14 protein-coding genes are annotated in these 14,516 nt (G+C 60.0%); all 14 read left to right on the forward strand.

The window, feature by feature from the left end; all coding sequences use genetic code 11:
- Nucleotides 1-6 precede the first annotated feature (6 nt).
- The 14 genes from PhaeoP97_RS10705 to PhaeoP97_RS10770 all read left to right on the forward strand — a co-directional run bounded on the left by PhaeoP97_RS10705 (nt 7) and on the right by PhaeoP97_RS10770 (nt 14,515).
- Nucleotides 7-924, forward strand: a complete 918-nt coding sequence (locus tag PhaeoP97_RS10705; RefSeq protein WP_072506428.1) for a 5-bromo-4-chloroindolyl phosphate hydrolysis family protein — start codon at nt 7-9, stop codon at nt 922-924.
- A 22-nt stretch (nt 925-946) separates the two neighbouring features.
- Entirely contained in the window at nt 947-2,143 is a 1,197-nt protein-coding gene (locus tag PhaeoP97_RS10710) for a toxic anion resistance protein (RefSeq protein ID WP_072505044.1), read from the forward strand.
- Between the two features lie 86 nt (nt 2,144-2,229).
- Nucleotides 2,230-3,114, forward strand: coding sequence for a DUF2927 domain-containing protein (locus PhaeoP97_RS10715; protein WP_072506429.1), 885 nt, complete (start codon nt 2,230-2,232; stop codon nt 3,112-3,114).
- 56 nt (nt 3,115-3,170) lie between these two features.
- The gene (locus PhaeoP97_RS10720) at nt 3,171-4,367 is read left to right on the forward strand and encodes an SPFH domain-containing protein (protein ID WP_072505045.1); all 1,197 of its coding nucleotides are present in this window, start codon (nt 3,171-3,173) and stop codon (nt 4,365-4,367) included.
- An 86-nt stretch (nt 4,368-4,453) separates the two neighbouring features.
- A complete protein-coding gene (locus PhaeoP97_RS10725; protein ID WP_072505046.1) occupies nt 4,454-4,981 on the forward strand; it encodes a cytochrome b/b6 domain-containing protein in 528 nt (175 codons plus the stop codon).
- 9 nt (nt 4,982-4,990) lie between these two features.
- Complete coding sequence (locus tag PhaeoP97_RS10730) at nt 4,991-6,142, forward strand: TFIIB-type zinc finger domain-containing protein (protein ID WP_083570358.1); 1,152 nt, start codon at nt 4,991-4,993, stop codon at nt 6,140-6,142.
- 55 nt (nt 6,143-6,197) lie between these two features.
- Entirely contained in the window at nt 6,198-6,869 is a 672-nt protein-coding gene (locus tag PhaeoP97_RS10735; protein WP_072505047.1) for a nitroreductase, read from the forward strand.
- Between the two features lie 28 nt (nt 6,870-6,897).
- On the forward strand, nt 6,898-7,344 hold the full coding sequence (gene dtd, locus PhaeoP97_RS10740; protein WP_072505048.1) for a D-aminoacyl-tRNA deacylase: 447 nt from the start codon (nt 6,898-6,900) through the stop codon (nt 7,342-7,344).
- Nucleotides 7,345-7,800: 456 nt separating this feature from the next.
- The gene (locus tag PhaeoP97_RS10745; RefSeq protein WP_072505049.1) at nt 7,801-9,387 is read left to right on the forward strand and encodes an ABC transporter substrate-binding protein; all 1,587 of its coding nucleotides are present in this window, start codon (nt 7,801-7,803) and stop codon (nt 9,385-9,387) included.
- Nucleotides 9,388-9,401: 14 nt separating this feature from the next.
- Nucleotides 9,402-10,358, forward strand: a complete 957-nt coding sequence (locus PhaeoP97_RS10750; RefSeq protein WP_072506431.1) for an ABC transporter permease — start codon at nt 9,402-9,404, stop codon at nt 10,356-10,358.
- Complete coding sequence (locus PhaeoP97_RS10755) at nt 10,355-11,299, forward strand: ABC transporter permease (RefSeq protein WP_072505050.1); 945 nt, start codon at nt 10,355-10,357, stop codon at nt 11,297-11,299. Before PhaeoP97_RS10750 ends, PhaeoP97_RS10755 begins: the two co-directional genes overlap by 4 nt.
- Nucleotides 11,296-12,933 (forward strand): ABC transporter ATP-binding protein, encoded by a 1,638-nt coding sequence (locus PhaeoP97_RS10760; protein WP_014880512.1) that lies wholly within the window; start codon nt 11,296-11,298, stop codon nt 12,931-12,933. The genes PhaeoP97_RS10755 and PhaeoP97_RS10760 overlap by 4 nt, the downstream gene beginning before the upstream one ends.
- Nucleotides 12,934-13,058: 125 nt before the next feature.
- Complete coding sequence (locus PhaeoP97_RS10765; protein WP_072505051.1) at nt 13,059-13,895, forward strand: alkaline phosphatase family protein; 837 nt, start codon at nt 13,059-13,061, stop codon at nt 13,893-13,895.
- A gap of 56 nt (nt 13,896-13,951) precedes the next feature.
- On the forward strand, nt 13,952-14,515 hold the full coding sequence (locus PhaeoP97_RS10770; RefSeq protein ID WP_072505052.1) for a DUF4453 domain-containing protein: 564 nt from the start codon (nt 13,952-13,954) through the stop codon (nt 14,513-14,515).
- Nucleotide 14,516: the final 1 nt, after the last annotated feature.

The following is a 14,516-nucleotide window of genomic DNA, read 5'->3' on the forward strand; positions in this document are numbered from 1 at the left end:
GACCCCATGGCACAACGTTTTGGCGGCAAATACAGCCCTGATGGCCGCGACACCGGGGCAGATGAATCTCCCACCTCCGGGAACACCACCTCCAGCGCCAACAGCTATCGCAGCGCCAAAGTTGATCCAGTCGGCATGCGCGCCAATCTGATGGCACTGCCTGCGGGGCTGGTGGCCCTGATGTCTGTCTTCTCGGATGCGGCTGGTCTGGCGTTTGGCTTGCTTGCCGCAGCGACGTGGGCCGGATCAGCCTATCTGCTGCGCGATGGCCTGCGGGCTGAAGCCGCCTATAATGATCGCAAAGTTGCCCGCCGCCCTGCCCTGCCACGCAAGATCCTGGCGGCGTTACTCTGCGGTACCGGTGCCTTGTTTGCTGTCTGGCGGCAGGACCCCGGCGCACTCAGCGCGCTGATTTATGCCGCTGCGGCGATTGGCCTGCATCTGGCGGCCTTTGGCCTTGATCCCCTGCGGGGCAAGGGCACTGAAGGCATTGATGATTTCCAGCGTGACCGCGTTGCCCGTGTTGTGGACGAAGCCGAAACCTATCTCTCCGCAATGCAGGATGCCGCCCTGCGCGCCCGCGACCGCAAAGTCGAGCAGCAGGTTGAGGCCTTTCAGGAGGTGGCACGCGACCTCTTTCGTACAGTTGAGGAAGACCCCCGCGATCTGACCGGCGCGCGGCGCTACCTCACCATCTATTTGATGGGCGCGCGCGATGCGACCATCAAATTCGCCGATATTTATACCCGCAGTGGCGACACTCAGGCCCGGCAGGATTTTCTAGCCCTGCTGACTGACCTGGAACAGAACTTCGCCGCCCGCACCCGTAAGATGCTGATGGAGGATCGCACCGATCTAACCGTTGAAATCGACGTGCTGCGGGATCGTTTGCAGCGCGAGGGCGTTCATCTGGACACCCGCTGACACAGCCATAAGGAATTTGCACATGTCCGAGACCATTCAGAAAAAGGCCGCCAAAGAGACCCAGCTGATCTCAGAGGTCACCGCCATCACCCTTCCCGAACCGATGGCCGAAGTCCAGCCGCTGGAACAGGCCGATGCGGCGACCAGTGCCGATATCCGCGAGCGGATGGCGCAGATTGACATGTCAGACAGCAACTCGATCATCAACTTCGGTTCTGGCGCACAGACCGAATTGCAAGTGATCAGCCAAGCAATGCTGACCGATGTACGCAACAAGGATGTCGGCCCCGCCGGTGACAGCCTGCGCAATATTGTGACCACCATCCGCGGTTTTTCCGTGTCGGAACTGGATGTGCGCCGCAAGCGCAGTTTCTGGGAGCGTCTGCTGGGTCGCGCCGCGCCTTTCGCCAAATTCACCGCCCGATTTGAGGATGTGCAGGGCCAGATCGACCGGATTACCGATAATCTCCTTAGTCATGAGCATCAGCTGCTCAAGGATATCAAATCGCTGGATCTGCTCTATGCCAAAACGCTGAGCTTCTATGATGAGCTGGCGCTTTATATCGCCGCTGGTGAGGCCAAGCTGGCCGAGCTGGATGCCAATGAGATCCCCGCCCTGGAAGCCGCTGTCGCCGCCGCGGCTGAGAGCGACCAGGTGATGCGCGCGCAGGAGTTGCGCGACATGCGCGCCGCCCGCGACGATCTGGAGCGCCGGGTGCATGATCTGAAACTGACCCGTCAGGTCACCATGCAGTCGCTGCCCTCAATCCGTCTGGTGCAGGAAAACGACAAATCCCTGGTGACCAAGATCAACTCAACGCTGGTGAACACCGTGCCACTTTGGGAGACCCAGCTGGCGCAGGCTGTCACCATCCAGCGCTCTGCCGAGGCGGCGGCTGCCGTGCGCGATGCCAATGACCTGACAAATGAGCTGTTGACCTCCAACGCCGCCAACCTGCGCGAAACCAACAAGGTGATCCGTCAGGAAATGGAGCGCGGCGTTTTCGACATCGAAGCAGTGAAGCAGGCCAATGCCGATCTGATCGGCACCATTCAGGAAAGCCTGCAAATCGCCGATGACGGCAAGGCCAAACGCGCCGCAGCTGAGGTAGACCTGAAGAAGATGGAAGCAGAATTGCGCGACACGCTGGCCGCAGCCAAGGCGCGTCGAGACGGTGTTGGCGATACAGCAGCTACGGCGGTCCCCGGCACCGCATGAGCAAGGCCCACACAATATCGCAGCATCGCCCCCGGCGGCGGCTGATCCCGGCGCTGGTCGGCCCCCTCATCGGGGCCGCCCTGCTTATGGGGTGTGATCCATTGGCAGAACGCACGTCGCTGGTGCCGCCAACGCGCCCTGCCAACCTGCCCCCGCAGCCCAAACCGCCCTCTGACGAGAGCCAGCGCTTGGCTCGCTACTACGGCGCCTTACAGCAGGATCTGCTGACCCGTGGGCTATTGCGGACGGATGGTGGCGGACCCGAGACCCCCTATGATGCAGATGATCTGCGCAGGAACTTTGAGCAGATCGCCTTTTATGACGAATACGGCAGCGGCAATCTGCGCACCTCCGGCGCGCTGGGACGGTGGGACGGGCCGGTACGACTGAGGGCCGACTTCGGCCCCTCGGTCGGCGCCGAACAGCAGCAGAAAGACCGCTCAACGTTGGAGGCATATGCCGCCCGTCTGACCCGTATCACCGGTCATCCGATCAGTACGACAACCAGCCGCGCACGCGCCAATTTCAACGTGATCTTCGCTGGTGCTGATGACAGTGCCTATGTTGCCGGGCGGGTGCGGGACATCCTGCCGTCGATCAGCGACGCCGACCTTCAGGTCTTCTCCAACCCGCCGCAAAGCTATTATTGTCTGGTGCGCGCTGGCGGGCTGCAAGCGGATCCCTCCTCCTATATGCGCGGAGTGGCTCTTATCCGCGCGGAACACCCCGATCTGGCCCGCCGGAGCTGTATCCACGAGGAAATCGCTCAGGGCCTTGGCCTGCGCAACGACAGTCCGCACGCGCGTCCCTCAATCTTCAACGATGACGACGAATTTGCGCTGCTCACCAGCCAGGACGAAAAGCTTCTGCAGATCCTGTATGATCCACGTCTGCGCCCCGGCATGTCCGCCGATGAGGCCCGCCCGATCGTGCAAACAATCGCCTATGATATCATGGGGGAACCGCAGTAGCGGCCCCGCATTTGCCGACCCTGATGCTCTGGCATCGCCGAACAAGGATGAAGACAATGGGTATTTTTGACTTTCTCAAGGGAGAGTTCATCGACGTCATCCACTGGACCGACGACACCAATGACACGCTGGTCTGGCGCTTTGAGCGCGAAGGCCATGCGATCAAATACGGCGCCAAGCTGACGGTCCGCGAAGGTCAGGCGGCGGTCTTTGTCCATGAGGGTCAGCTGGCGGATGTCTTCACCCCCGGTCTCTACATGCTGGAGACCAACAATATGCCGATCATGACGACGTTGCAGCATTGGGACCACGGGTTTCAGTCGCCGTTCAAATCCGAGATCTATTTCGTCGACACCACCCGGTTCAATGATCTGAAATGGGGTACCAAGAACCCGATCATGGCGCGGGACCCGGAGTTCGGTCCCGTTCGCTTGCGTGCCTTTGGCACCTATAGCATCCGGGTGGTGGACCCGGCCCGGTTCCTGACCGAGATCGTCGGCACCGATGGTGAATTCACCATGGATGAAATCTCCTTCCAGATCCGCAACATTATCGTTCAACAGGCGAGCCGGGTGCTGGCAGGGTCCGGCATCCCGGTGCTGGACATGGCGGCGAATACTGCGGATCTGGGCAAGCTGGTCGCAGCAGAGATTTCCGCAACGGTTGCAGACTACGGCATCGCGATCCCGGAGCTTTATATCGAGAACATCTCGCTGCCCGCCGCGGTCGAACAGGCGCTGGACAAGCGCACCCAGATGGGGATCGTCGGTGATCTTGGCCGCTACACGCAGTTCTCTGCCGCCGAGGCGATGACCGCCGCAGCCCAGACGCCCAACAGCGGCATGGGGGCTGGTATGGGCATGGGAATGGGCATGGCGATGGCCCAACAGATGGCGCAGATGGCGCAGATGGCGCAACCGGGTGCCGCCGGTCAGGCAGCGGGTCAGCCCGCCGGTCCTTGGGGCGCACGCCCCGCACCCGCTGCCCCGCAAACCGCACCGATGACCGCCCCGGTGGCCCCGCCGCCGCCGCCGGTGGAACACGTCTGGCACATCGCCGAGAATGGACAGACCACCGGCCCCTTCTCCAAAGCACGCCTTGGTCGGATGGCGCAGGAGGGCGGGTTGCGCCGGGACAGCCTGGTTTGGACCCCGGGTCAGGACGGCTGGAAGACAGCTGGCGATGTGCTGGAACTGGCGCAGCTCTTTACCATCCTGCCCCCACCACCGCCTCCGCCCCCTCCTGCGGGTTGACATGAAACCGACCCAAGGGCGCTGTGATCATCGGCGCCCTTTCTCACGACCGACGCAGCCTCCTTGCCACGAAGGATTAAGCAGTCATGATCCGACGCAGTGCGCTCAAATGGCTCCGCTGGCTGAGCCTCGCTCTTATTGCCTACTTCTACCTGGTGGAGCCGGAGGAAAACAGCGCAGCCCCTGGGCTGGCGTTGGCCACCTATGCCGGGGTTGGGTTGATCCTAGCGCTGGTCGTGCTGATCTTGATCGCAATCTATCTGCGCAATGGGTTGGCCGGGCGCGCCGGTCCCAAACTGCCCGGCTGGGCCAAGCGGTTCCATGGGCTGAACCATCGTGTTCTGCAAATCGGCCTGCCGATTATGGTTGCAACCGGCGCGCTGGCCGGGATGCTGGCGTCCTTTGCGATCCGTGCTTTTGGGGTTGTGCCGATCAACCCTGCGGCGGGCAGCCGCAACCTGCATGAACTGGCTGAAGACCTGCATGAAATCGCCTTTGATGCGCTGCTCATCGTCATTGTGCTGCACGGGGTCTTTCATCTTTGGCGTCATTTCCTGTTGAAGGACAACGCCCGGCGCATCATGGTGCCGAAACTGCTACACAAGTATCTCTGAGGCTCCCCCGTGACCCAACCCCCACCGCCGCCACCCGGCCCGCTCACTGCCGTGCCCCCTGCGTCCTCCGGCGCCCACGCTCAGTCGGCAGAACACCGGTTCCCTTGCGAACAATGCGGCGCAGACTATCGTTATGACCCGCAGAACGGCACGCTGACCTGCGATCATTGCGGCCATCAGGAAACCATACGTTCCGGTCCCTGGCGCGGTGGCAGTCTGCGCGAGTTGGATTTCGATACCGCGCTATCATCCGGTCTGGCCGAGGCCGACATGGAAGAAACCCGTGTTCTGCGCTGCCCCAATTGCGCCGCACAGGTGGAGCTGGACCCAAAGGACCACGCCGGCGAATGTCCCTTCTGCGCCACGCCCATGGTCACGGATACCGGCACCCATCGCCATATCAAGCCGAAGGGTGTCCTTCCCTTCGCTTTTGACGAGCGCAGCGCCCATAAGGCCATGTCAGACTGGCTGGGTCAGCTGTGGTTCGCCCCAAACGGCCTGCAACAATACGCCCGCAAGGGGCGGCGCATGGACGGAATTTATGTGCCTTATTGGACCTTCGATGCCGAAACCCGATCACAATATCGCGGTCAGCGTGGCACGGTCTACTATGTCACCGAAACTGTCGTGGTTGATGGCAAACGCCAGTCCCGGCAGGTGCCCAAAGTGCGTTGGCGACCAGTCTCAGGGCGGGTACAGCGGTTTTTCGATGATGTGCTGGTGCTGGCCTCCAAAAGCCTGCCGAAAAAGAACACCGACGCGCTGGAACCCTGGGATCTGTCCGCGCTGGAACCTTATCAGCCGCAGTATCTGGCCGGGTTCCGGGCCGAGGCCTACGCGGTGGAGCTGGCCGATGGTTACAGCGAGGCAAACGCGCGGATGAGCCGGGTGATCGAACGCGATGTGCGTTTTGACATCGGCGGTGACCGGCAACGCATTGAATTTATTGACAGCAATTTCTCCGACATCACGTTCAAACATGTGCTGCTGCCCGTCTGGCTCGCGGCCTATAAGTATCGGGGCAAAACCTACCGGTTTGTGGTCAACGGACAATCGGGCCGGGTGCAGGGGGAACGTCCTTATTCCGCGTGGAAGATTGCAACAGCCGTTATCCTGGCACTGATCCTTGGCGGCGCTGTGGCGTATTTCGGATCACGTTGACAGCCAAGGCTCGCCCTCATTTCCACTTACTGATGTCAGAAACCAAGGATCTGCCATGACCACTCTGCCCGCGCTTGATGCCCTGTTCAGTCAGCGCCACAGCTGTCGTGCCTTTCGACCCGACCCGGTGCCACGCGCGGTGATCGAGGATATTCTGCGCTGTGCACAGAAAGTCCCGTCCTGGTGCAATGCCCAGCCCTGGCAGGTGACCCTGTTCAGCGGTGCGGCCACCAACGCGCTGCGCTCCGCTTTGATGGAGGCGGTCATGAAAGACCCCGTTGCACCGGATCTGCCCTTTCCTGAACGCTACAGCGACGAATACAAAACCCGCCGTCAGGCTTGCGGTTGGGCCTTATATGAGGCCGTAGGTGTCGAACGCGGTGATCGCGCCGCATCTCACCAGCAGATTATGCGCAATTTCACCCTGTTTGACGCCCCCCATTGTGCCATTCTGACCAGTCCCAAGGAGCTTGGCCCTTATGGCGCGCTGGATTGCGGCGGGTTCGTCACTGGCTTCACGCTGGCCGCAACAGCTGCCGGTGTGGCCACCATCGCGCAGGCTGCGGTCGCCACATATGCGCCGATGCTGCATCAGTTCTGCGATATACCGGAGGATCGCAATATCCTTTGTGCGCTGTCCTTCGGCTACGGCGATCCTGATCACCTTACCAATCAGTTTCGGACGGAGCGCGCTGAGTTAGATGAGTTTATCAGCTGGCGTAACTGACGCGGCTGACCACCGAATAGGAGAGATCATGCGGGCCTTGATACAACGCGTTTCTGAAGCCTCTGTCAGTGTTGACGGTGAGACCACCGGCGATATCGGCCCCGGTCTATTGATCCTGATCTGCGCCATGGAGGGTGACAGCGAGGCACAGGCGGATCAGATGGCGACCAAGATCAGCAAGCTGCGGATTTTTCGTGATGAGGCGGGCAAGATGAACCGCTCGGTCAAGGATATTGGCGGCAGCGCGCTGGTGGTGAGCCAGTTCACCCTTGCTGCCGACACCCGTCGGGGCAACCGCCCCGGATTTTCCAATGCCGCCGCGCCTGAACTGGGCCGTGCGCTTTATACCCGGTTTGCCGATCAGCTTGCCGCGCTGGACGTACCGGTGGCGCGCGGATCGTTTGGTGCGGATATGCAGGTTGCCCTGGTCAATTCCGGCCCAGTGACCATCTGGATGGATAGCGCCGACTGGTGATCTTGCGCAGGCTGTTGATGTCGCGTTTCGTCAGGTCTTAAACAGTACTTTCGACCCGATCTCCGCCACCCAAATCGCGGCGAAGGTCTAAAAATCCGACATTGTGTCGTCTGCCCGTCCCGGCCGACAAACCCGATACACGCACAGGTTTTGGCCAAAAATATGCTGATTTCTGCTAGCCATTGGCGAATACTTCGCTGTGAGCGGGATAATATTTGGTCTCTGATCCGGGAGGCTTTTTTCCACATATTGTCCCGCCAAGCATTCACTTCCCACCAAATACGACATAGCAGTCGCAAAAGACGACGGGATCGCCGTCTCTTGATGACTTTGCCGCCCCCGCTGGTGCCAAAAAGGACGCTAATAAGGGTTGCGAGGTCGCATCAAATGCGCAAACCTTGAATGACAATTCAAGAAATGACGTGTTCAGCGTCTAAATACGACAGGGAGTCCGCAATGAAAGACCAACTTGATTTCATGACGCAAAGCGTCACCTCCGGTAAAATGACCCGGCGTGAATTCATGGGCAAAACCGCAGCACTGGGGATCAGCGCCGCTGTTGCAGGCAGCATGTTTGCCCGCGCAGCTGAGGCCGCAGGCCCGGTCAAAGGGGGCACGCTGAAGCTGGGTTCCATCGGCGGTGGCAGCACCGACTCGCTGGATCCGGCCGTGGCCGCCAGCCAGGTGCCTTACCACAATCTCTATCAATTTGGTGAGAACCTGGTGAATGTGACGCCTGAGGGCGGTATTGAAAACCGCGTCGCTGAAAGCGTTGAAGCCAGCGCCGACGCCAAGACCTGGACCTTCAAGATCCGCAAGGGCGTTGAGTTCCACAACGGCAAGCCGGTGACGGCTGAGGATGTGATGCGCACCATGGAGCGCCACTCCAACGAGGACAGTAAATCCGGTGCCCTGGGCATTATGCGCGGTATCGAAAGCATGAAGGCAGATGGTGACAACTTCATCGTTGAGCTGACCACACCTAATGCGGACCTGCCCTATCTGATGGCCGATTATCACCTGATGATCCAGCCCGATGGCGGCTTTGACAACCCGGCGGCAGGAATCGGCTCTGGCGCCTATATGCTGGAAGCGAATGAGCCCGGCGTGCGCCACATGTGGAAGAAAAACCCCAACTACTGGGATGACACCCGCGGCCACGTTGATGAGGTCGAGATCGTTGTGATCAACGATGCAACCGCCCGTATGGCGGCGCTGCAGTCTGGTCAGGTCCACATCGTCAACCGTGTTGAACCAAAGGTTGCAGGTCTGCTGGACCGCGCGCCGAACCTCACCGTGCGCAATGCCGCAGGTCCGGGTCACTATGTGTTCATCATGCATTGCGACACAGCGCCGTTCGACAACAACGAACTGCGCCTGGCACTGAAATACGCTATCAACCGCGAAGAAATGGTCGACAAAGTGCTGCGCGGCTACGGCTCTGTCGGCAACGACATGCCTGTCAACGCAGCCTACCCGCTGTTTGACGACAGCATTCCGCAGCGCCCGTTTGATCCGGCCAAGGCGGCTGAGCACTACAAGAAATCCGGGCACGACGGCAGCCCGATCACCCTGCGGGTGTCAGATGTTGCCTTTCCCGGTGCTCTGGACGCAGCACAGCTGTTCCAGCAGTCGGCCAATGCCGCCGGTATCCCGCTGGAACTGAAACGCGAGCCCGGTGATGGCTACTGGTCGGAAGTCTGGAATGCACAGCCCTTCTGCGCCTCCTACTGGGGTGGCCGTCCCGTGCAGGATCAAATGTATTCGACCGCTTATCTGTCGACCGCAGACTGGAACGACACCCGCTTCAAGCGCGAAGACTTTGACAAGCTGTTGTTTGCCGCCCGCGGCGAGCTGGACGAAGCCAAGCGCAAAGCGCTCTACAGCCAGATGGGCATGATGGTGCGCGACGAAGGTGGTCTGATCTGCCCGATGTTCAACGACTTCATCGAAGCGACCAGCAGCAAGGTTCAGGGTTGGGTGGTGGATTCCACCGGCGACACCATGGCCGGCAAGTGGTCGCATAAGTGCTGGTTGGCCTGATAGAGGTCTATGCCATGCACCCCGTCGTAAAACTTGTGTCCCAGCGCCTAGCGCTGGGATTAATACTCTTGATTGCCGCATCCGTGCTCATTTTTATGGGCACATTGATCCTGCCCGGCGATGTGGCGCAGTCCATTCTGGGCCAGTCGGCCACCCCTGAGGCGCTCGCCAATCTGCGCGAAGAGCTGGGCCTGAATGAACCTGCGATACTGCGCTATTTCGACTGGCTGTTCGGCGCCCTGCAGGGCGATTTGGGCACCGCTCTGACCAATGGTCAGGACATTGCAACCAGCATCGGTCGCCGCCTTGGCAATACCCTGTTTCTGGCATTCTGGGCCGCCGTGATCTCGGTTCCGCTGGCAATCTTTCTGGGCCTTCTGGCGGTGCGCTACCGCGACCGTTGGCCTGACAAACTGATCTCGGCCGTGACTCTGGCCTCGATCTCTATCCCGGAATTCCTGATTGGCTATCTGCTGATCTATTTCGTTGCCGTGCAGTTGGGTTGGTTCAGCTCAGTCGCGATGATCAATGATTCCATGAGCTTGCTGGAAAAACTCAACGCCATTGCCCTGCCCGTCGCGGTTCTGACGCTGGTGGTTCTGGCGCATATGATGCGCATGACGCGGGCCGCGATCCTCAATGTGATGCAATCGGCCTATATTGAGACCGCAGAACTGAAGGGCCTCAGCACATTTAAGGTGATTGCCCGCCATGCGTTCCCTAACGCCATTGCACCAATCGTCAACGTGGTGATGCTGAACCTCGCCTATCTGGTGGTGGGCGTCGTGGTGATCGAAGTGGTCTTTGTCTACCCCGGTATGGGGCAGTATCTGGTCGACCATGTGTCCAAGCGTGACGTGCCGGTGGTGCAGGCCTGCGGTCTGATTTTTGCGGCGGTCTATATCGTTCTGAACATGATCGCCGATATTGTGGCCATCCTGTCCAACCCGCGTCTGAGGCATCCGAAATGAAGAATATCCCTATCTCTGCAATGATTGGGCTGTTGTTCACGGCCCTCTATTTTCTCATGGCGATCTTTGCCCCGCTGCTGGCCCCCTATGGCGTCGGCGAGGTGGTCGGAGATGTGTGGGAAATTTCCGCACTTAGCTATTATCTTTCTCCAGTCTCTTACTTCTTTTCGGAAGTTTGGTACTTCATCTCGACTTGGCCCTGGAACTGGGCCCACTTTCCGCTGCAACACTTTGCGGAGAACACCTTTATTGGAACGCCCGGTGATTATTGGCTGGGCACCGATAACATCGGTCGCGATCTTCTCAGCCGAATGATCTACGGCGGGCGGACGACCATCTTCATCGCGACAGCGGCCACCATTCTGTCCTTTACCACGGGATCAATCCTGGGTTTCTTTGCTGCCGTCTCCGGCGGCTGGGTGGATCAGGTGATGTCGCGGCTGGTCGATCTGGTGATGTCGATCCCAACGCTGATTTTTGCCCTTGTGGTGCTGTCAGTGATGCCAGTCACCGTGCCAGTGCTGATCGTGGTCATGGGGCTGCTGGACTCCACGCGTGTCTATCGTCTCGCCCGTGCGGTTGCGGTCGATATTGAGGTGATGGACTACGTCGAGGCGGCCCGTCTGCGTGGTGAGAAAACCGTCTGGATCATCTTCCGTGAGATCCTGCCCAATGCATTGTCACCACTGGTGGCCGAAATGGGTCTGCGGTTCATCTTTATGGTGCTGTTTGTCTCGACCCTGTCGTTCCTTGGCCTTGGCGTGCAACCTCCCGAAGCAGACTGGGGCGGGATCGTGAAGGAAAACAAGGAAGGCATTGTCTATGGAATCCCGGCGGCTCTGCTGCCTGCCATCGCCATCGCCACCCTTGCGATCTCGGTCAACCTTGTCGCGGACTGGGTCCTGAACCGCACAACATCACTGAAAGGAGGCCGCGGATGAGCGAACCTCTCGTGAAAGTGCGCGATCTCAAGATCGGCGCAACTGTCTACCCGCCGGGTGAAAAGCCCCACGACATCGAGATCGTGCATGGTGTCAGTTTTGATCTGCAACCGGGCAAGGTGCTGGGGCTGATCGGGGAATCCGGCGCGGGTAAATCCACCATCGGTCTGGCCTCCATGGCCTATGGCCGCGGTGGAGTCAAAATCACCGGCGGCGAGGTCTGGGTGAACGGTCGCGATATCCTGCAATCCAAACTGCGCGATATCCGCCGTCTGCGCGGCGGCGAGGTCACCTATGTCTCGCAATCGGCGGCGGCCTCGTTCAACCCAGCCAAGAAAATCATGGAACAAGTGATCGAAGCAGCGGTTGAGCAGGGCAAGTTCTCCAAAAAGGACGCCGAGGCGCGCGCGCGCGCGCTCTTTGCCAAGCTGGGTCTGCCTGATCCTGACAATATCGGCGAGCGGTACCCGCATCAGGTCTCCGGCGGGCAGCTGCAACGCTGCATGACCGCGCTGGCGCTCTGCCCGGAGCCGGATCTGGTGGTGTTTGACGAACCGACCACGGCGCTGGATGTGACCACACAGATCGAGGTGCTGATGGCGATCAAGGAAGCCATCCGCGACACCGGTGTCGCCGCGCTCTATATCACCCACGACCTCGCGGTTGTGGCGCAGGTGAGCGACGACATCATGGTGCTGCGCCATGGCAATATGGTGGAATACGGCCCCGTTGATCAGATCATCAACGCACCGCAGGAGGAGTATACTCAGGCCCTGGTCTCGGTCCGCTCCATCACCCATGAGGAGAAGGCCCCCACCCCGGAGCCGGTGCTCAGCGTGCGCAATATCACCGCGCGCTACAAGGGCACCAAATTCGACGTGCTGCACAATGTGAACGTTGATCTGCACCCTGGTCAGACACTGGCCGTGGTCGGGGAATCCGGCTCTGGGAAATCGACACTCGCACGGGTGATCACCGGCCTCTTGCCGCCGCGCGAGGGCGAGATCGAGTTCGCAGGGCGTACCCTGTCCTCCGATCTGGCGGGGCGCAGCCGCGAAGACCTGCGCGAGTTGCAGATGATCTACCAGATGGCAGATGTGGCCATGAACCCGCGCCAGACCGTCGGCACCATCATCGGGCGCCCGCTGGAGTTCTACTTCGGCATGAAAGGTGCGGAGAAGCGCAAGCGGATCATTGAGCTGCTGGATGAGATCGAACTGGGCGAAAGCTTCATGGATCGCTACCCGGCAGAGCTGTCGGGTGGGCAGAAACAGCGTGTCTGCATTGCCCGCGCTCTGGCCGCCAAACCGAAGATGATCATCTGCGACGAGGTCACCTCGGCGCTGGATCCGCTGGTGGCAGACGGCATCCTCAAGCTGTTGCTGGAACTGCAGAAGATCGAGAATGTCGCCTTCCTGTTCATCACCCATGACCTCGCCACAGTGCGGGCGATTTCGGACAATATCGCGGTGATGTATCAGGGCCGCGTGCAACGCTATGGCGGCAAGACCGAGGTGCTGTCGCCGCCCTTCGACGATTACACCGATCTGTTGCTTAGCTCGGTACCGGAAATGCGTCTGGGCTGGCTGGAAGAGGTCATCGCCAACCGCAAGATGGAAAGCGCCGGCAACTAGCAAGCAGGCAGCGCATATCATCCCCCGTCGCAGGCGACTGCGACGGAACGCTCTCAAAGGCGGTCGCAGGAACACTCCTCACGACCGCCTTTTTAACTCACCTTTACAAGACCCTGGGTTCTGCGATGGACAACAAACTTCTCCTCATCATCTTGGACGGCGTCCCCTGGCGCAATTTCCGTCGGCTGTTTGGCAATCTCGAAGGCTGGGTTGACAGCGGCGAGGCATGGGTCTGGAAACATCGGGCGGTGCTGCCGTCGATTTCCGCCAGCTGCTATGCCTCGATCCACACCGGCGTGGTCCCGGCCGAGCATGGCTGCACCGGCAATGGCAATGTCTTTCGTCTGGGGCACAAGGATGTATTCAGTCAGGTGCGCGACGGCGGCGGCGTGACCGGTGCGGTCGCGCATAGCTTCTGGTCCTCGTTCTTCAATCGCCATCCCTATGATCCGGTGCGCGATGTGGAATATGACGAACCCGAAAGCGCCACCATCAATCATGGGCGGTTTCATTCCATGACCGGCTACGGATTGGTGAACCAGATGACGCCGTCCGATGTGGATCTGTTTGGCACGCTGACCAATCTTTGCCTGCGCTTTGGCCTCAACTACGGCATGCTGCACACCTGCACGCTGGATTGCATGGGGCACCGGTTCTTTCACGACTGTCAGGAGATGGATCACGCCTGTTTCGTGATGGACGAGATGCTGGCCCCGTTCATTATAAAATGGCGCGAAATGGGCTATGAGATCATCGTTACCGCAGATCATGGCCAGGATGAGCGCGGGCACCACGGCGGGCGCAGCCCCCTGCAACAGGAAACCGCGCTCTATTATTTTGGCGATGCGACAGGCCCCGCAGAGGATGTGGTAATTGATCAGCTGCAACTGGCCCCCACCATTCTCAGCCGTCTCGGTGCGCCAATTGCCGACACGATGAAGGCAAAATCTTTCCTCAGCTGAGGATCCGTGGCAGGCTTCTTTGGGTGATCAATATATCCGCCCGACAGGAGCCTGCCATGACCCGACGTTGCCTTGCCCTGATACTGCTGCTTCTGCCACTGCCTGCATTGGCGCAGGACGGCTGCGACGATCTATGGTTTACCCGAAACCTGATCATGGACCGGGCGGGCTATTGCTTTGGGTCGACACTGGGGCAAAGCGTCTTTGACAATAGCGACTGTCTGGGAAAATCGGTTGTGCTTGATCCACACAGCAATCGACAGGTGCAGGAAATCCGGGGGCTAGAGCAATTTCACGGCTGCAAGGTCAATACCAAGCGCCGTCAACTGACGCTTAATGACACCCACCTGCGCCGCCTGCTTGTCGATCTGCCGATCCGGGATGAGTTTGAAAGCGCCTGCCTCGGCTGGCTGGGGACGCCGGTCCCGCTTTACTCGGGTCACAGCGCGGGGACCGCCCGCATTGGACTGATCCAACCCGGCGATGTCATTGGTTATTCCCATCTTCCGGTGGGTAACTGGTCCTATGTGACCACCCACACGAGCAACTGGCGCGTCAAGAGCGGGGGATGGTATGATCGCAGTGCCGCACCCGAACAATGCCGTGACTTTGCAGGCTAGG

The organism is Phaeobacter porticola (genome assembly GCF_001888185.1).
Lineage (GTDB): Bacteria > Pseudomonadota > Alphaproteobacteria > Rhodobacterales > Rhodobacteraceae > Phaeobacter > Phaeobacter porticola.